General features: G+C 54.0%; 16 protein-coding genes and 1 pseudogene. 12 read left to right on the top strand and 5 right to left on the bottom strand.

Translation table 11 applies throughout. From position 1 onward, the window contains the following. The 5 genes from Q1B13_RS19615 to Q1B13_RS19595 all read right to left on the bottom strand — a co-directional run bounded on the left by Q1B13_RS19615 (position 1) and on the right by Q1B13_RS19595 (position 7,072). On the bottom strand, positions 1-1,308 hold the full coding sequence (locus tag Q1B13_RS19615; protein WP_299083210.1) for an ATP-binding protein: 1,308 nt from the start codon (positions 1,306-1,308) through the stop codon (positions 1-3). After that, on the bottom strand, positions 1,286-3,829 hold the full coding sequence (locus Q1B13_RS19610) for a TerB N-terminal domain-containing protein (RefSeq protein WP_299083208.1): 2,544 nt from the start codon (positions 3,827-3,829) through the stop codon (positions 1,286-1,288). Before Q1B13_RS19610 ends, Q1B13_RS19615 begins: the two co-directional genes overlap by 23 nt. Before the next feature lie 116 nt (positions 3,830-3,945). Continuing rightward, complete coding sequence (locus Q1B13_RS19605) at positions 3,946-5,277, bottom strand: Fic family protein (RefSeq protein ID WP_299083206.1); 1,332 nt, start codon at positions 5,275-5,277, stop codon at positions 3,946-3,948. Positions 5,278-5,557: 280 nt separating this feature from the next. Further along, on the bottom strand, positions 5,558-6,172 hold the full coding sequence (locus tag Q1B13_RS19600; RefSeq protein WP_299083204.1) for an SMC-Scp complex subunit ScpB: 615 nt from the start codon (positions 6,170-6,172) through the stop codon (positions 5,558-5,560). Positions 6,173-6,175: 3 nt separating this feature from the next. Next, entirely contained in the window at positions 6,176-7,072 is an 897-nt protein-coding gene (locus tag Q1B13_RS19595; RefSeq protein ID WP_299083202.1) for a DUF1403 family protein, read from the bottom strand. Between the two features lie 76 nt (positions 7,073-7,148). On the opposite strand from Q1B13_RS19595, the gene Q1B13_RS19590 reads away from it, so the two are divergent. The 12 genes and pseudogenes from Q1B13_RS19590 to mutL all read left to right on the top strand — a co-directional run. Next, positions 7,149-8,306: a tyrosine-type recombinase/integrase gene (locus Q1B13_RS19590; RefSeq protein ID WP_299083199.1), complete on the top strand. Its 1,158-nt coding sequence runs from the start codon at positions 7,149-7,151 to the stop codon at positions 8,304-8,306. Beyond that, positions 8,303-8,800: a hypothetical protein gene (locus tag Q1B13_RS19585; protein WP_299083197.1), complete on the top strand. Its 498-nt coding sequence runs from the start codon at positions 8,303-8,305 to the stop codon at positions 8,798-8,800. Before Q1B13_RS19590 ends, Q1B13_RS19585 begins: the two co-directional genes overlap by 4 nt. 715 nt (positions 8,801-9,515) lie before the next feature. After that, positions 9,516-9,788: a replication initiation protein RepC gene (gene repC, locus Q1B13_RS19580; protein ID WP_299083194.1), complete on the top strand. Its 273-nt coding sequence runs from the start codon at positions 9,516-9,518 to the stop codon at positions 9,786-9,788. A gap of 128 nt (positions 9,789-9,916) precedes the next feature. Then, the gene (locus Q1B13_RS19575) at positions 9,917-10,330 is read left to right on the top strand and encodes a hypothetical protein (protein ID WP_299083192.1); all 414 of its coding nucleotides are present in this window, start codon (positions 9,917-9,919) and stop codon (positions 10,328-10,330) included. A 13-nt stretch (positions 10,331-10,343) separates the two neighbouring features. Next, positions 10,344-10,883, top strand: coding sequence for a hypothetical protein (locus Q1B13_RS19570; RefSeq protein WP_299083190.1), 540 nt, complete (start codon positions 10,344-10,346; stop codon positions 10,881-10,883). After that, a complete protein-coding gene (locus tag Q1B13_RS19565) occupies positions 10,874-11,089 on the top strand; it encodes a hypothetical protein (protein ID WP_299083187.1) in 216 nt (71 codons plus the stop codon). The genes Q1B13_RS19570 and Q1B13_RS19565 overlap by 10 nt, the downstream gene beginning before the upstream one ends. A 409-nt stretch (positions 11,090-11,498) precedes the next feature. Continuing rightward, positions 11,499-12,686 carry a plasmid partitioning protein RepA gene (gene repA, locus Q1B13_RS19560; protein WP_299083185.1) on the top strand — a complete coding sequence of 396 codons (1,188 nt, stop codon included), beginning with the start codon at positions 11,499-11,501 and terminating at the stop codon, positions 12,684-12,686. A 35-nt stretch (positions 12,687-12,721) separates the two neighbouring features. Beyond that, complete coding sequence (locus tag Q1B13_RS19555; protein ID WP_299083184.1) at positions 12,722-13,762, top strand: ParB N-terminal domain-containing protein; 1,041 nt, start codon at positions 12,722-12,724, stop codon at positions 13,760-13,762. Positions 13,763-13,964: 202 nt separating this feature from the next. Beyond that, a complete protein-coding gene (locus Q1B13_RS19550; protein WP_299083435.1) occupies positions 13,965-15,017 on the top strand; it encodes a helix-turn-helix domain-containing protein in 1,053 nt (350 codons plus the stop codon). An 861-nt stretch (positions 15,018-15,878) separates the two neighbouring features. After that, positions 15,879-16,958: a hypothetical protein gene (locus tag Q1B13_RS19545; RefSeq protein WP_299083182.1), complete on the top strand. Its 1,080-nt coding sequence runs from the start codon at positions 15,879-15,881 to the stop codon at positions 16,956-16,958. 339 nt (positions 16,959-17,297) lie between these two features. Then, positions 17,298-18,188, top strand: a complete 891-nt coding sequence (locus tag Q1B13_RS19540) for a LysR family transcriptional regulator (protein WP_299083180.1) — start codon at positions 17,298-17,300, stop codon at positions 18,186-18,188. 195 nt (positions 18,189-18,383) lie between these two features. Then, positions 18,384-19,029: pseudogene (gene mutL / locus Q1B13_RS19535) on the top strand (DNA mismatch repair endonuclease MutL); the annotation flags it as partial.

Here is a 19,029-nt window from a genome sequence, read left to right as displayed (position 1 = left end):
TCAGAGCTTGAAGCTGATCAGATCATCGTCACCGGGGTCTTGGGCGCCAGTCGACTCGTCTACTTCGGTCATGTCTTCGCCGAGGTCCTCGGAGACCTCGATCTTTTCGATCAGATTGCTCCATTCGACACCGGGGTTTTGCTCAAGCACGGAAAGCAAGTTCACAAATGCGGTCACCGTATTGCGCGGGGTGCGGAAGTAAGCTTCACCGATCCGGTCCGAGCAATGCGCCATGAAGGCCTCAAGCGCATTGTCCGGCAGAGCACCGGCGCCGTCCTGCATGATCCGCCGGACATTGGCCAGAAGAACGAAGAGGTCTTCAGGGGTCAGGCTGGCCAGCCGGACAACTGGTCCTGAAAGGTCGACCAATCCGTCTCGCGCGAAAGTGTTTTCGGCCAAACGCGATTGGAGGGCTTCATAACTGTAGAGCCCTCGACGGGTGTTCATCAGAAACTCCGGAGTCCCGCCCATGAGAAATCCGAGGTTCTCGGCACTGCCTTGCAGCACATCATTCAGGATCCGGAGGATCTGTTCGTAGTTTGCATTGCGAGCCTGCGACGAGGTCAGCTTGTAGAGGTTCACCATCTCGTCGAGGCCGACGAGCAAACCTTTGTAACCGGCTTCACACACGAATGCCGACATCAGCTTCAGATGGTCATAGACACTGGCATCATCGATGATCGTTCGCACTCCAAGCGCCTTGCGCGCGTCGGTGCGTGTCGCGAATTCACCGCGCAGCCACCTCAGGGCCGCGGATTTCAACTGGTCGTCGCCGGTCTCATGGCCTTCCCAATATCGACGGATGACTTCAGCGAACTCAAACCCCCCGGTAAGTTCTTCGAAGTGGCCAAGGCGTTCACGGATGACAGACCCTGTTGGCAAATCCCGTTCTTCAGCGTCTCGGTGAGCCTGGCTGACAAACCGCTCCACCACGCTGGCCAATGCCCCACCATCGGGCTTTGTTCGCGTCGAGAGGTTGCGGGCCATTTCGGCATAAAGCCCTCGAGCTTGTCCGCCGGTCGCGTGAATGCGCCGATCCGGCGCCAGATCCGCGAACATCACGACCAGGCCTTTCTCCAGAGCCACGAGGCGGATCAGGTTCATGAAGAACGTCTTGCCCGATCCGTATTCCCCGATGATGAACCGGATCGCCGATCCGCCATCGGATATCCGGTCCATGTCTTTGACGAGCTCTTCAATCTCTCGGACGCGGCCAACCTGAATATGGCGCAAACCGAGCTTGGGCACGACCCCAGCCCGGAGCGCCTGTACGATTGCATCGCGTTCACGTGGTTTCAACTTCGACATCCCTGTCCCCCGCACTCATTTTTTCTTTTACCGCCTCCGCAATCTCCGGAGACACGTCATATCCATCATACTCGTCGAGAAGCGCTTCATCGTAGATCTCAAAAGCCCATTCATTCACGACTTCCAAAGCCCCAGACGCCATCAAGCCGTGCGAAGCGCAGATCGTCTCGAACTCGGTTTCAGACCAATGCTCCCGAGTTACCAGTTCGAGGACAAGGGCGCCGTGTTTCGGGTCCAGCCCTGCCAAATGACTTTGGTTGGCAGGCCCGGAGGCAACGTTTTCGTCCTCTTCGATATCGAAGATCTGGCCCAGGACAGATGACACGCGCTCGGTGTCTGAACGGATTGCTGCGATCCGCGACGCGTCGAGCTTGGGTCCGCTGGCTTTTTCAAGTTCGGGTATCGCTTCGCCCGGGCGACCCGGTTGCGATGCACGAACAGTGCGAGGACCATCCGAAACTTCGCCAGCATGCAAATCCGAGTAGGCCAGCGCAGGATCAAGACCCAAAGCCTTGTAAATTTTCTCGATGCTCGCGACTTCATCGGAGTGAATAATGCCATCGGCATGTGCTGCACCAACAAGCGCTGCCCGAATAGCGGCCTGACTGTCTTGGCCCACCTCCTTCAGTTTGCGCCGCAGAAGCGTCATGTCCGGTGGCACGGCCCGGAACCATTCAAGGTTTGCATGCAACCTGCGGCGTTCTTGATCGCTAAGGGCCGCGGCAGAAACTTGATCTTCCAGCGCCCTGCGTTCAGGCTCCGCGATGCGACCATCCGCATGGGCGACGAACGACCCAAGTGCCAATTCGATCAAGGCTCTTCGATAGCTGTCGGAAACTTCCTCCAGTCTTTCGATGGGTTCGCCTAGGTTAAACAACACAACGGGTTCCTCCGCTTTGGGCGACCGGAGCGCAAACCGAGGGTCGGGCGCCAGACCGAAACCGAGGCGCGCGAGCGCGTCGGCCACTCCTGTCATCTGCCGTTTTCCGATCTTCTCGTTCGTTTCTCCCTCGAGGTATCCGATAACCTCCTTAAGCGGCACCAATCCGCCCCGATCTACGATATCGGCAGCCCAGGATTTCAAGCGTTCCATTTTCTCAGATGGGAAGGCCTCCCAAAGTTCCGAGGGCAGCAATGCATGGGCTTCAACGCTTCCGCGACCGTCAGGATTTCGGCCCAAGTAACGACTAAGCTTGTCGAGATCGATCATCACTTCATCAGCCAGTTCCTGGGCAATCTCGACCGGTTTGCGCAAGCCAGAAATATCCGGCACCGGTTTTCCATCCACTGTTGGATTGGCCGATCCCTCAAACTCACTAGAAGCGGCGCGATAGGACGCCGTAAGCTTTTTCCTAGGCTTTGTAACTTTAAGGGCGTCCGGAAAGCGCTGATCAAATCGCATGCGGAAAAGAGCGATGAATTCGTCGCGACACCGCGACGCGGGGGTTCTCAAATTGCTTTCGGGATGGCAAATGAACCAACTCAGCAACCAGTCCGCTGTCAGGTGCTCACCTTTGTCGATCCGAGCTCCGATTGCGTATTTGAGTGAGAACGGAAGTTCCCAGCCCTGCTTCTCGAAAATAGGCTCAATGGCGTCGAGGTCGGTTTCAGCAAGCATCGCAATGTCGAGGAACTCACCCAAATAGCGCCTGACGGAGTGGTTGTCAGAGTAAAGCGACTGGAGCCGCCGAACTTCTTGGACGATATCCTTGGCATCTTCATTTGACTGATCGACGAAGAAGCGACGCTCCAACCCATAGAAATACAGGAACATGTAGCCGGGGTTATAGGAGGCATCGTTTCGCCCGCTGGCCAACCAGTCGAGGTAGGTCGCCCGGCACTGAGGTGAAATATTCGAGTATCCAGGCCAATACGGCATGCCATCGCCAGCCTTGTCCGTGCCTGATCGTGCGACCGAAAGGGACGGATCGATATAGGCTCGGCATTTGTCGCGATACCCGTAGGAGTTCAGCAAGGGAGGCGTACCGACATAGACCATCCCGCCGATGTTGCGGCCGGCCACGCTGGCAGTTTCGGTAGACGGGACCCATCCACTCTTCTTTGTTCGGGACGACCTGCTCGATGCAACTCGTCCAGATTTTTTTCTTTCAGCGGCTGCCGCAAGAGCGGGCGCAGCAGACTTTCCAGCGCGAACGATCTCGGCGTAGTCCTGCTTCGGTGGGGAATAGGCTTGAGTCGCAGCCGATGCTTTGGAAACATTGGCTTCGCGAGTTCGTGCCCGCTCACGCTCGACACGTTTGTCGTAGGCACTTGGTCGCGCTTTCGGCTCAGATCGGGATGTTCGACGTTCGGAACTTCCCTTGGCTTGCGCTTGCGCAGCGACTTTCCGCGATCTCCGTTTTTCCTGCCACCACACGAGAATGACAGGAACACCGAACGCAAACAGCATCTGGCCGCCGTCCGGCCAATCCTGAAGCATTGTGGTCACCACGACCACGCACAAAAAGGAATACAGGACAAGAAAGAATGTAATTCGGAAAAACTTGAATATTGAAGACATTAACAGAACCCTCTCCGCACTACACTATTTTGGATGCCCATCATTGCAACGACTATCGCAATGATTGAATGCGCTATTGATGCGTTGAAGTTCCTCGGTCCGGCTTGATCGACGATCTAGCGTAGGTTCACTCCTTCCAGATCATCTGGTTTCAGCCGATAGCGGATTACGTTGCCTTCATGGAGCCCTGCGATCTGCTCACGGACATAAGTGACAACGTCCGCTCGATCAGCCTCGGGCACGCCAGCAGCCAAAGCCATCTCATCAACAGCATCGTTTCGGAACTCCTTGAACTCGAGAACGCAACGCCGGACGGCTGCGCGAACAAAGTCCCGATAGGCCAAAGCCGCTTTTTCCGGGCTCTCTACCTCAGCGCGGAGAACTCGGTACTTTTCCGCAGAAGCCAGATACGCGTCTATGTAGACATCGCGCAGCAACGCGACGTTGTTCAGTTCATAGATCCCGATGAGCCCGTCGATGTAATCGCTGTCCTCCATCGTCGTGAACGACATCGGCGCAAGATCCGATTTCAGAAGTGGGATGTTCGAGGCCACGCGTGAAGTCCGCTTGTTGACGTCGGCAAAAGCCTGGAGATACGGGATGTGCACCAGGAGGAAGAAGGACTGCTCGAACGGATCGGTGATCTGCGCAGCCTTGTGCAGCAGGATGTCGAACTCCTCTGCGATCGTGACCGCATCGTCGAGCGGTCGATAGCTCGAGTGCGAGACCCCGACCGGCATCGCACGCAACCGGCCCGACATCGCCGGGTCCGCCAAAAGACCGTCTGAGAGCAGCGCATGGATCGCGAACATATCCGGACGCCGAAGCCCGATCTCATCGAGATTGTCGACGACATACTGGATGGCTTCCTTATGGTTGAGGATCATCAGGGCTTCTTTTCGATCCTTTCCCGCAACTTCTTCGCCAAACCTGATCAGTCGCTCAGTCTGCAGAATGTCGTAGGTGTTCCCCTCCATCCTGGACGACGCCCAACTGAGATCGACCAGAAGCTGTTCAAGGATCCGACGTGCGTATGTTCCGGCTGGAATTGCGCCTCCCTGCGGGCGGCCGGCCTCCAACAGCCTTTCGCGGTCTGGCGCAGACAGGTACCAGGTCTTTTCCGGGACGTATGCGTCGAGAAACTCCGGTCGATAGGACACCGGCGCTCGCCTGTTGTACGGCGTCGACAAATGCGCCCGCACGACCGCACCCCCGGCGATCCTGTATCCCGTCGCCCTGCCCTTGCCAGATACTTCGAGGCGACCTTCTTCCACCATGCGCTTCAAGAGGCGCCATACAGTGGTTTCGCTCACATCCCTTGCAACGCCCTTCCGGATGGCATCGCGTCCGGCACCCGGGTTCTCGCCGACAAATTCGAGAACGTCTTGATCCGACAAGGCCATGAAACGATATTCCGTAAGTTTGAAACGATTAGAATATTGATACACTTACATTTTTCCTCGACGCAAGTTTTCGTTTCACAGATTTTGAAACGATTCTTGGGTCAGGAAGCAAAAGCCGACTTGGTGAAATGGCCGAAACGATTATCGCATTGAAATTGCGACTATTTCTGTCACGCCGCATGAATCGTTGCACGGCGAATGAAACGATAAGCAGAACGATCGAATTTGCGTCAGGCAACGGCAACGGAAACCGGAAAGACTCGAAAGCATATGAGGAAAACAGTGCTCGCACAGAGCCTTTGCACCCAACAACACCGGCAACAGACTAGCCGAAAACGACTTGTGGTCCTTCACCTGCAACCCCCGCATCCTCCAACTGCTCCCGGTCCGGCAAGTCCTGGAGCGTCTCCAGATCGAAGGCAACGAGGAACTGTTCCGTCGTCACATAAGTATAGGGCGCCCCGCGCCGCGGGGATCGTGGGCCCGTGCCGATCAGGCCGCGGGCATGCAGCCGCCCAATCAAATCGCGGCTGATCTCCTTGCCGAAGATATCCTTGAGTCCGTCCCGGGTGATCGGCTGATGGTAGGCGATGGCCGCCAGCACCGCGACATCGAATTCGCGCAAATCAAGGTATTGGTCGTCCACATCCGCCGCAGCTTTGATGGCCGGGGCATAGGCCGACCGCGTGCGCAGCATCCACCCGCCGACGACCGACGCGACTTCGAAGGACCGTCCTTCAAGATCAGCCATCAGGCCATCGATCAACAGATCGACCGAGACCCCCTGCCCCACCACGCGGGCGAGACCTTCGCGCGGCACCGGCGAGGCGCTGGCAAAGAGCACCGCCTCGATACGGCGTATCCATTCCCGCCAGCGCAGGTCGGTCGGAAGGTCCTCTAGCTCGCGGTCCAGATCGATGTCGGCATGGTCCTTGGCCATCGATCAGATCCCGTAGAGCCGGAAGGTGTCGCGCCCGGTCAACTCGCGCACAGCGCCAAGGTCCACCAGACGGTCACAGAACCGTCGCGCGGCGCGATCTGATCGCAGCGACGTCAAAGACGTCGGGGCAACCGCTTCCCGTTTCAGGAACAACGCCACTGCCTCGTCAGCGCCCTTCGCCCGGAGATTGGGGGCAACCTCTTTCAGGCGCGCCGCTCGGCGAGACAGGTTTGCTGCCTCACGCACTACTTCGGCCGCGGCCGCCGAGATCGCCCGATGGCAGGCCAGTCGTAGGCCCGTATCGGACTTCCGCAGATCGGCCCGCTTGAGACCGAGCGCGAGGAGCGGCAGGACATGGCTCAACCCGAGCGCATGTGCCAATGCCGCATCCGCGAGCAGCAGTGACGCGGTGTGGTCCCGCGGACGCTCCTCAGTCACGGCTTGCAACACGGTCGCGGCGCGTGGGACCGGCGTCCCCTGCCCTGCGCCGCGCGGGTCGCACCCGTCGAGCCACGTTGCGATCTGGTCCGCGTCTATCCTCGGTAAAGCCCGCGGCAGCGCCTTCAAGATGACTGGACGCTCGACTGCGCGCAACCAGGACATATAAACCTCCCCGGCAGGACCCGAGTTATCGCCGGGCTGCAGGAACGCCACGACATCGCGCAGCTCTGAGGTCCGTTCCGGTCGTCCCTGGTGCGTCACGCAGGCCTCTGCCGCGCGCAGTGCCAGCCGCGCCCGAAGCAAGGTCTGGGGGACGTCATTCCGGCTCAACACAAGATGCAGATGGCTTAGCGCCGCGCCTGACAAAAACGCCACATCTTCAGGGGTTTCCGGCCGCGCGGAGGTGACCCAGGAGGGCGTTCGGGGTAGCGTGTCGAAGCTGTCAGCGGCATATGTCATGCTACAAGACTATCCCACGGCGGCGCTTTCCGCTACAATATACTGTATAAACCGCCCCACCCTGCGGTTCTTTTCTATGTCCAATAATGTTGCATTATCGGACGTTAAGAATTACTCTCTGGAAATGGTAACAAAACAACGCAAAGCGGTCGAGATTTCGAGCTCAGAGGCCCCTGCTCCGACAAATCCTGCTCCGCTTGATGAGAGAGATCGTTCCTCCGGGAGCACCACCACTGTTCCGGACTCTGTGGTTTCCTCGAGCTCGCTGGAGCGCTTGGTCGAGACGGCGCGCGACTATGCCGAACAAGCGACGGCCGAGAACACCAATGCGGCTTACAAACAGGACTGGGCCCACTATTCCAGCTGGTGCCGGCGTCGTGGCGCGGATCAGCTTACACCGGATCCTCAGCTGATTGGGCTTTACATCACAGAGATGGCGGCGCCGCAGAACGGCTCCCCTGCCCTCTCCGTCTCGACGATTGAGCGCCGCCTGTCGGGCCTCTCCTGGAACTACCGGCAACGCGGGCAAAGCCTCGATCGCAAGGATCGCCATATCGCAACGGTTTTGGCAGGCATCCGTCGCAAACACGGTCGGCCACCGGAACAAAAAGAACCGATCTCTCCGGAGGAGTTGCTGGAAATGGTTGCCCTGCTCTCCTTTGGACTTCGGGACATGAGGGATCGTTCCATTCTGCTTCTAGGTTATGCTGCAGGTCTCAGGCGGTCGGAAATCGTCGGGCTCGATGTCAATCGCGACGACACAGAGGACGGCAAAGGCTGGGTGGAACTCGAAGATGGCGGTGCGATCATCATTCAGAAGACCAAGACCGGCTGGAAGGAGGCCGAGGTTGCCCGTGGCTCATCCGATCAGTCCTGCCCCGTCCACGCGCTTGAGCAGTGGCTGCACTTTGCCAGGATCGACCACGGACCGATCTTCCGCCGGGTGCTGCGGGACAACTCCGGTGTTCAGGCAAGTCGTCTTTCCGACAAACATGTTGCCCGCCTGATCAAGAAGACGATGCTGGAGGCTGGCATCCGGCCCGAATTGCCTGATGCCGAGCGGCTCAAGCTCTTCTCCGGTCACTCATTGCGCACAGGACTTGCGTCCTACGCCGAGGTCGATGAGCGGCATGTTCAAAAGCAGTTGGGGCACGCCTCCCCTCAAATGACGCGCCGGTATCAGCGACGACGAGATCGCTTCCGTGTAAACCTGACGAAAGCTGCCGGCCTATGAAACGCAATCTATTTTCTAAGATCTCTGGAAAGCGCGAAACGCCACTCGCGCCGGCGCCAACCAAACCCTCCGAGCAATCACAGGCGCAACCGTCGCTCGATTGGTCGGATCAACTCGGCAAGTCCGACTATCTGGGCAAAGCCGCGGACGCGAAACATGCCGCAAAAGCAGCTGTGAAAGCAGGCGAACATGACAAGGCCTGGGGCTTGTTTCATGAACAGAAAGAGCACTACCTGAAACACGCGCAAGCACAAGGTTTCGACGCCGAACAGGTGATGCGGATGGACGGCTCGGTGAGCGAAGATTTCGCCAATATCCTAAGGATCGAGAAGCGGCACACTCAGGCTTTGGTCCATGTCCTCTACTGGATCGTAACGTCCCCCCAAACGATCAAGCGCCACGACACAAAACTCGAGGCATATTTCGCGCGGTGCAAGTTTCAGACAACGATGCTCGGCGATCGGCGATGCACAGCGATATCTGCAGTCCATTGATGGAATCCCGGACTTAAGTGCGATCCAGTCAGTGGTAGCTGCCTGGGAATGAGACTGTTGGCCCGCCCTCACCCATGATTTGACCGGCTTGCCCCGCTTCATCGGGATATCAGCCGTTGTCCCACCAGGCATGTCTGCCAAGAGGCGCAGGCAGCCGCCCATACCTGACCTAGCGCTATAATGTCCCGATTTTGGCGCCCGCGAACTCAAACTGAAAATCAGTGCCGGCCACAAGCGCGTCAAGAACGCAATCATGTCTGCACAGCAAAGATGGCCCAGCAGCTCAAGAGTTGAAGACTTCGCCCAGATGTTTCTGGACTGGCCGCGCAGGTTCCCCGCATCTGTCGATTCCGCTGAGTTGAAGCATCATCTGGAAGATGTCATGGCCCTGGTGGATTAGATCGAACTGTTCGTTGAAGAGAAGCAAGATGAGTCCTTCCACCCGGACTCTGGTGTCCTACCATTAATACAAGATATAACTCATGATCTATATGTATCCTGTAACGATCTCGTTAATACATCGCCTGCCTGCAAGCAGGCAGACACTCAAATTACAACACCGCCTAACGGCGGTAAAAATTGCTTAGAAAGCAATCATAAAGCGGATTCCGATGCGCGCAAGTCCGAAAACCTGGACTGGCTGACACCGGATCGGCTTTTGGAACTTTGTACGGATGAAATGCAAACCAGCGTTATGGTTTCTCAAGGTGACCGAATGAAACCAAGCTCCCAGGACTTCATCAACGCGGCGATCGACAGGCTGGTACCGTTGGAGATCAACCATGATGCGTACCACGAAGCCGTGCTGCAAATGGGCGTCGAGACAACAACGATGTGCCTGATCATCATCGATCGAAACAGAGCGCATCCCCAGACGCCGATCAAGAACCCTGGCGGTGTTCTCAGAGCAATGACCAGGCGCTACGCCATTGGTGATCTACGGATTAACGCCAGCCTCATCGCCCTTGCCAAGAGAAGATTCCAATAAAGTCGATGAGCCAGAGCGATGCGGTCTGGTGTTGTAATACCGGTGCGGGTGCGAGAGATGTATATTGGTTTTGAATGTTTAGGAGCAGCTGTCGCTTTTCGGTAGAGACGCACAGTAAGGGGAAACAGATGGCTTATTGCAGATGGTCAGACAACAACGGCTATTGCGATGTCTATGTAAATGGCGATTTGAAGCGCGGATGGACTACTCGTGTCGCCACTAAGCGGCACCCTGAAGGGCGGCCATTGGATGATCTTAATACCATCAAAAAACATCGCGGAGATCCGAGAAAAGCTTTGGAAAAGTCAATTGAGGCCCGTACTGCCTGCGAGGCATGGGAAAAAGAAAACCCAAAGATCCCCATTGCCCATAAGGACGCTGGAGCGAAATTCAAACATTCTACTCCAAGTGAGTGCGCAGACAATCTGGAGCGATTGAAGTCGGAAGGCTTTGGCATTCCTCAGCACACCATCGACCAACTTCGAGAAGAAGCACTTTGGTATGAGACATGGGGCAATGGTCTTCCTGAAGGTTCACAATAAGGATTAATTTTGTTTGACCGAGATTCCTGAAGTTCTGATTTGGATTAATGGTTTAGACGGCTTCTTAGCTGACCTGGCCACGTCGGTTTTGTCAATTTGTCTGGGTGTTTGGTTATCAATTCGGTTTGCTTTGAGAAAATTTGTCACCGAAAAATGGTGGGAACGCCAAGCAGAGGCGTACGAGGCAGTCATCAGAGCCACATATCATGCCTTTCGGAACGTTGATGAAGTTTTGCACGCCGAGAAAACCGGTAAAATGATATCAAAAGACTTGCAAACCGAACTCGAAGAGCTGGCAAAAAATGCCCACGATGAAATCGCGGAAGCAAGGACCTTAGGTTCCCTGAAACTGTCTGAGGGGTTCTTGGTCAGAATGCAAAGACTTGACAAAGAACTTAAAGCGGCAAGCCCAGGTCCCGGCGAAAGCATGGATTGGGCAAAGTACCTCACAGATTCACACCATGCCTACAGCACATGCCTAGCAGATTTACAGGAAATCGCGAGAAGCGACTTAAGTCTGAAATCGACAAATAGGAGAAATCAATGCCGCTAGTTTTTACTGGAAAATCTGGAGCAACCCCGGAATTTCAACATTTGCTTGAGGCGTATTCCGGTACCAAAAGGGTCGTGGTGGTCACATCACAAGAAGCAATTGACGACCAAGGCATACCAGCAATTGAGCAGAAAGCATCTGACAAGTACGATGCAGGCCTTACAGATGAACAAGGCCGGGTCCGTGTTTTTACCAGCGACTTCTGAGCATCAAGTTCACTCTAAAAAATAGAAGACAATAAGCCGCCGTCTGGCGTCAAACTCATTTACTTACCCCCTATCCCGCCTTCAAGGCATGGCTGTATGCCACCTCCCGTTTTTAGATAAAGTTTGTATTTAAACCGGCCTTGAAGGCACGGTTCACAACTCAACTAATGATGAACGCATGCTCGTCTTTTATTATCCGAGTTCAAGTATTGAGGCCTGGTAATTGGGGCCACCCGGTGCCCGATTTGGCCTTCACAGGCACTTCACAATTGTGAAGTCCGAGGATTCAACATGTAGTGTGGCTTGTGGCCATAATCCCAACATATGAAAAGTTGTTGACATGAATCGCTCCATAAGGTCTTTCTTCTAGTAGAGCATAAAATGCCAAACGAGCAAATTTGAGGCTACTATGATACCAACAAACCCTATTGCTTCAGACTCACCTGTAGATATTGCTGCTGAGATAAGCACTCGTTTGAACATGGCAATCAAGGAGCACCTCCTTGCCGCCTATGCACCAGACTCTAACAAGCAACTCAGACTCTTTCCAGCGACTGAAGTTTGCGATCTCCTCGACATTAGCCATCAGTACCTAAGAAAGGCCACAGCGGAAGGAAAAGTGTTAGAAGCGTCAGAAATACGAGGTGGACGCCGCTATTATTCCGGTGACGAAATCATTCAGCTACGGCGCGACTTGGACACCCACGCTAAAAAGAATGGTAGGTATGTGCCGTGTCGGCGGGGTGCTGAACATCTACAACGAATTCAGATAATGAACTTTAAGGGTGGCTCAAGTAAAAGTACCACTTGCATTCATCTGGCACATTACCTGGCACTCAAGGGTTACCGTGTGCTTGCCATTGACCTCGATCCTCAGGCATCGCTTACGTCAATGTGTGGTCTACAAACCGAGCTCGACCAGGATATTGAGACGGTCTTTGATGCGATAACCTATGACAACCCAATCCCAATGGCGGAAGTTGTAAGGCAGACCTATTTTCCCAATCTCGCGATAGCGCCTGGTGGCCTCATGCTTTCGGAATTTGAAACGGAGGCCGCGAAACAGAATAGTCTCGACGCCCCTTTCTTTATGCGGCTTCACGATGCCATCATGAGTGTTGAGGATGACTATGACGTTGTGATTATCGATAGCCCACCTTCTTTGGGCTTCATCACAATGTCAGGTATGGCCGCAGCGACCTCCGTCGTCGTGCCACTTACTCCGAGCATGTTGGACGTAGCAAGTACAGCTCAATTTCTCCAAATGGCCAGCAGCTATATGGAAGTCATTCAAGACATTGGCGCCAAACTGAGTTACGACGATTTTAAGCTTCTCATAACGAGGGATGAACCAACCGACAATCCGTCCCAGACGATTGTGTCATTCCTGCGCGCTCTGTTTCAGGAGCGAGTAATGTTGGCAACCAGCCTCAAATCCACGGCAATTGCGGACGCAGTGATGCTTCAACAAAGCATCTATGAATTAAACCGTAGTGATATCACACGTTCCACATACGATCGGGCAAAGGCCAGCATGGACGCAGTCGGTTGTGAAGTGGAAAAAATGATCACAGCTTCATGGGGGCGTGAGCAATGACTTCCAGACGGAGACGAAACCCCGGAGAAAGTTTAATGGGTGTTGTACGCCCTCAGGCAGAGGATCTCGCACGCGATGAAGTAAAGAAACCCGCAAAACGATCCAAAGCTACACCTGGGATCCAACTCATCGAAAAGACTTACAACGCTGTTCGTGAGATCGATCCTGATCTAATTGACGACTCAGCTTTTGCTGACCGCCTTGAGCTATTCACAATTGTGAAGTCTTCGGAACGCGCTTCGGCTGATGAGGACATTGACCACCAAGACGGATCTTTAGATCAGTTGGTCGATAGCATTCTGACCCACGGCCAAAAAGTTCCTATCCTCGTTAGAAATTCAATCAAAGTGAACGGGCGGTATGAGGTCATCTTTGGGCGTCGCAGACTAGCTGCCGTTCGTCATATACGAAGCAACCCAAGATCTGACTTTGAGGGCGCTGACAGAGAACTTAAGATCAAAGCAAACATCGAAACTAAGGTCGACGGCCAAACAGATGAAGATTTCGATAATCAAGCGCTAGTGACCCAAGCTCTCGAAAACGCCTCCCGCAAGAACTTATCAGCTTATGAGAAGGCCAGGTTTGCAACCATAGTCCATTCCACCGGGATCGAAAAACAAGAGGTAGCTCGCATGATGAACATGTCAGCGACCAATCTGTCAAACCTAATGAGGATCACACGACTTGTACCGAATAGCCTCGGTGACATGATTGGTGCAGCGCCAGGAAGCGGCCGCCCTAAGTGGGAAGCGCTGGCATCTGCACTAGAAGCGCAGACAGTGAATGTAGATGAGGCCACTAGACTGCTGGAGAGTATGGATCCAACGTGTTCGTCCGATGATCGTCTCGATGCCCTCCTTGCAGAGATCAAGAGAGGACCTAAAGGTCGGCCCCAGCGGGCAACTCGTCAACTTAATGGTGTGGCAACGGTTCAAAAGAGACCAGGTGGTCTGAAGCTGATCGTAACCGAAACAAAAACCACAAAGGGTTTTGCCGAATGGCTAGACACGAACCTTGAAAGCATAATGGGAGATTCCCTTGAAAGGTTCCGTGCCGAGAGTCCCGGGAAAAACTGACTTCACAATTGTGAAGTGCCAATAGAGCAACGAGCAGAAAGGAGATAGCGGAAAAGAAAACCCTCGAAACCTGAGGCTCCGAGGGCTGAACCACATCTCTGTGGAATTAGTCTTAGCACCTAATTTTTAGCAGCCCACGAATCACTTCACAAGAAAAAACGCCCTTGGGCGAACGGGTTTTTTGTATCTGCTGATAAAAATCATGAGGACAGTAACAAATTGCGCTCCAACAGGAGCAGCCAGGTTACCGACCGGGCAAAGGAGCGGTGCGCCCAAATGGATGCAGCTCCGCGCTATCGAGGAGGCACGTGAACCGCTTGGACTGAGGGCAACCAGCATCTCTATCCTGAGGGCCATGATTTCATTCATGTCAGCTGAGCGGATCAGTGAATTGGCAGAGGACCACCACATCGTTTATGCCAGCAATGCCGCAATAGCAGAGCGGGCTCACGTCAGTATTCAAACGGTTGAGCGTCATATCACAAAATTAGTTGGCATTGGTGTGATCCAACGCTTCACGGCTGCAAATGGAAAACGCTGGGTCAGGCGCGATGGGGCAGGGGAAGTCACACTGGTTAGCGGCCTGTCGCTTCTGCCACTGGCAAGGCGTCATGCAGAGTTCACAGCCCTTGCTGGTGAGTATCGCCGCGCACAAGAGACTCTTCAGGTTCTACGGGATCAATGCACACTGGCTCTGGCAAAAATTCATGACATCATCACAGATGATGTTTACGATCTACTGGATCGGGCACGCCGCATTCTACGCCGTCGACCGCAACAGGACGTTCTTCAGGGGCTGCTGGACGAGATCAATGCAATTGTCTCGGTGGACAACTACCCATCAGAAACCCGCCAGCCCATCAATTTGAGGGCTGGCAACAACGATATTGAGGGGCACAAAGAACATTCACTGATTCAGAATAGTAAGAAAGAAGATCTTTCTCAATTTCAGGTGACCCAAGATCAAATGGAGCATGCATTCCCGCGACTATGTTCGGAACTACGGTTTGCGCGAGACCAAGTACATTGTGATCGGCTGATGGACCAACTTGCAGACCATATGCTGCTTGGTGAAACTTGGTATGCAATGAAATCATCACATGGCCCAGCGGTACGCTTCATGGTCTTAGGTTACATCTTACAACGTGTCGAAAACATCCAAAGCCATCGAGCGTATCTGACATCGCTAATGAGCAAAATTGAGCAGGGAGCTATGGAACCTATGGCGCTGTTGAGGCCTCTGAAAGCAGGGTAGGGTAGGCGGGACGAACTTAAGACTGTTTAGTACGTCGCGTATGACCTGCAAGGGTCTGTTCTTGCCTGGAATCTGTCCGCTTCGTCAATTCGCAGAACTCACCTCTTAATCTCGGTGTATCGGTCTGTTCTCAATACTCGGCAATAGAGCCACAGATATTTGAGAGGTTACTGAAAATTCATGTGCGTACAAATAATTTGCGCATTTATTGACCTTTTTGCACACAACCGTTGTTGTCGGTATTCTGTATCCTAAGGCCAGATAAATATCCCTTATTAATTGTAGCCTTTGAATGTCCGTAATGTTGTTCAGAGTAATTTCTGCGCCTTGTGGTGCGTGACTGCGTCCGGTTCGGGCCAGCTAGGTAACCTGTTTGGGGCAGGCAGGTCATGGCGCTTTAACCACTCTTTGATTTCCGCCCAGTGATCCTGTGACTTGGCTGTATAGCGACGCTCGTGCAGCTCTGCGATCCGACGTTCCAGGCGACGCCATCATTGTAGTTTGATCTTCAGCCCGTGGATATTCGACCAGGCAGGCACAGCTGCTTGCCAGTCGTCGTCACGGTGGGACTCAAGTTGTTTGTGAAGGTCGAAGGGGATTCGGTTGGGCCAGGAGGTCATGCGGAACAATTGGAGAACTTCTTTAGTTTATCCAAATGAAATTTGCCGTTAAGCATAGGCCGCGTTGACAAAACGGAAGCCTACCAGGCGCAGGTCCAATCATAGCTGATGTATATGTAATTATAGGATTGGAGTATTTCCGAATACAGCAACCTGGTTCTAGTATCATGCAATGAACGAAGTGATTGACCTTCGAAGTGATCGCTAAAAAATCGCCAATAAGGTGAGAGAGGGATGCGACTTGTGCAGAATTGTTGCTGTGGCCTTCGCCTTCTTCGCTACTGACGCATCAGCAGACTGCTGGAATTTTCCTTTCCCGTTCAATGCTTCCAAAGTCCAGACAGCCGAGATCGTCGTGGACAAAGGGCATCTGGCTGTAGGATTTCCTGATATAGGACGCGCCTTCATTGTCTCGGTCGATCTTTCAGAGGCTATTGAACTGCATCTTCCACGCGGCGACGTGTTTGCCGGTGGGCCTGGTTTCGGTCGTTCTGTGGCGCTTGATGGCGACATTGTTGCAATTGGTGCTGTTCGTATCGGCGGCCAGGGTGCAGGTGTCGAGCAGCCAGCAGGGTTTTTTCATACCGGCGCAGTTTATGTCTTTGATGTCTCGAGCGGCGCGTTGCTTTGGCATGCTCAGTCAGACAAAGAAAAAGCTTTCGGTCATTCAGTCTTCATTAACGCTGACGGCGTCTCCTTTGGTATCTTCGAAGCGCCCGAGCTTGATGGTAGAATGCTTCGGTTGCATCACGTAGCCCGCGGCGCCATCGAAATGTGGTCAAGAGAGGGTGAACCCCTTGGTCTCATTGACGGACCGTCGGACATGCGCGGGTTCGGTGCAGAGCTTTCGGGCAGCGCATCCTTGTTCACTATTGCTGCCAGTGCGGATACCCTGAACATCTGGATGCTGATGCCGCGAGCGGGAACAGCGATCCAGCATGCTTCCATACTGTCCACGCTCAATAGAATGCCGGCTGGGAACCTTACTGCGGAAGGTTCGACCGTCGCGGTCTCCGCCGGCGGTGGTTTCGCTGCAGCTGACGGTCGGACCCTCCTGATGGTTCCGGGACATTCACCTTACGAGATCGTAGGGGGAGGGCCGCTGGCCCTATCTGAAGACCGACTTTCGGTTCTGGTGCGCTCAGCGCCCGAAGACCAGCCCTACAACCAACTCGTTGTGTACGACATCACGACAAATGGAACTCTGGCGGAGGCAGCGAAGATTAATCACGTGGTAGGGGCGGCGCTGGAAGGGGTGACCCTATTCGCGGTTTTGGCCGAACCGGGTGCACCGGTGAGACTCTGCAAGCTAACAACTTAGCTGGACAGGATACTACTCCATGTAGTTATTGGCTCAGATGGGCGAAAAACGATTACAGGGCCTTCAGGTTCGAACGCTAATGCCATGGTGATTGACGTACCCAATACAGCAGGAACGAATTCAGGCTACAGCATTTTCAAGAATTTGCCCGGTTCAGGGCGCGCGATCTCGGCCAACTTTTCTGATGGCAGGCCGCGTCCACATCACGTCACTCGCTATGTCGGGCTCGAAGTCCGATATTGATACTCTATGAAAGTATAGCCAATAACTATCGGAAATGTAGCTATCTCTTGTGCGAATGATTCACTGGCATCGCCAAGGAGAGGTCGCACAGAATTCATGGAAATGCATCAAATTCGATATTTTTTGGCAGTTGTTGAATATCGAAACTTCACTCACGCAGCGCAAGCTATGAATGTTTCTCAACCTTCACTCACGACATCCATCAGGAAGCTGGAGGACAGGTTGGGTGGTAGACTGTTTCTGCGCGATCGTGCCGGAAATAGTTTGACGCCACTAGGCGCAGTCATTCTCCCGTACTTAAAGGAGGTGTTGCAGCAAACTCAAAAAGCGATGGTAGATGCCAAACGTTACGTTCATCACGAAGGCATTCCCATCAATGTTGGAGTTAGTGAAGGTATCGGGCTGGTCAGAATAGCAGACGCGGTAACGCGGCATCAGGCGCGTGCACCGGAAATTGATTTCGAGATCATTGTCGACAAACAAAATGCGCTTCTAGACGGCCTTCGGGAAGGCCGTTTTGATATAGCTATAACAAGTGCCGACGCTGCATCTGATCTTTATCGGGCGGAGCCACTATATCGTGAAACTTACCGAGTTGTTGTCTCCGCCACACACCCGCTGAGTCAAAGGGAAAGCGTGAACTTGCACGTGTTGGTGGGCAGCGAGGCGCTGGCCAGAGTTGAGAGTGATATGCGTGAAGTTTTGTTTAGTTTCTGCGCAGATCGCGGAAATACAATGAGTTTCACCCATCGTTCCAACAGGGTTGAGTGGATTTTGGAGTTGGTGCGGTTGGAGAGGGGGTTTGTGATCCTGCCTGAGACGGCAATCCCAAGAAGCAAGGAATTTACCTCACTGACCATTGAGGATGCCGACTTTGAGCGTCAAGTGGTTGCGCTTCGATATCTCTACCATACTGCCCGCCCCGAAATAAGGGGCTTCACTCAAGAACTTGCCAGGCACAAGCCAGCTCTTGAGAACGCTGCGTGATTGCCTTTCGTAATTGCTCGCAGAGTTCAGTTGGTGCGCCGCTTCTGGATTTTCTTACGCTAGGATCCAAACTCCTGCCGGAATCCACCCCTTTATTGGACAGCCGATTGTCATAGTTCTTCTTTTGTTCTACTTTGTTTCGCGACGTTCCAGGTTTGGGACTTCATGATTTGAGATTTTGCAGGAACCTTCGAGATGATCAGTGAAAGTGTAGAATCCAAAATTGCTCCGCGTATCCACCAACTCGATGATGCAGCGATTAACCGCATTGCTGCCGGCGAAGTGGTCGAGCGCCCTGCGTCGGCTGTGAAGGAACTGGTCGAGAACGCGATTGATGCAATGGCGACCCGGGTTACAATCGATATTGCTGACGGCGGCAAAACACTGATCCGTGTCACTGACGATGGGTACGGGATACCTGCCGAGGATCTGCCGTTAGCCCTGGCTCGTCATGCAACGTCCAAGATTGACGGATCCGACTTACTGAACATTAACCCTTTGGATTTCGTGGAGAGGCTCTGCCTTCTCTTGGAGCTGTGGGGCGTCTGACAATCACAAGTCGTGTGGCAGATGGAGAAGCAGCCTCAATTCACATTTCTGGCGGAAACATGGAAGCTGTAAAGCCTGCGGCCCTACGCACTGGTACAGTTGTGGAACTCCGTGACCTGTTCTTCGCAACCCCGGCACGCCTGAAGTTCATGCGCACTGATCGCGCAGAGGCACAAGCGATTTCAGATGTTGTTAAGCGGCTCTCCATGACCGAACCCTCAATTACGTTTGTCTTGCGAGACGTGTCTGGTGGAGGCGAGGGACGTGTTGTCTTCCGGGCAGATCGTGAGAG

The organism is uncultured Ruegeria sp., assembly GCF_947489545.1.
Classification (GTDB): Bacteria; Pseudomonadota; Alphaproteobacteria; order Rhodobacterales; family Rhodobacteraceae; genus Ruegeria.
The sequence above is the reverse complement of the archived record's forward strand: the minus strand, read 5'-3'. Positions and strand labels throughout refer to the sequence as shown.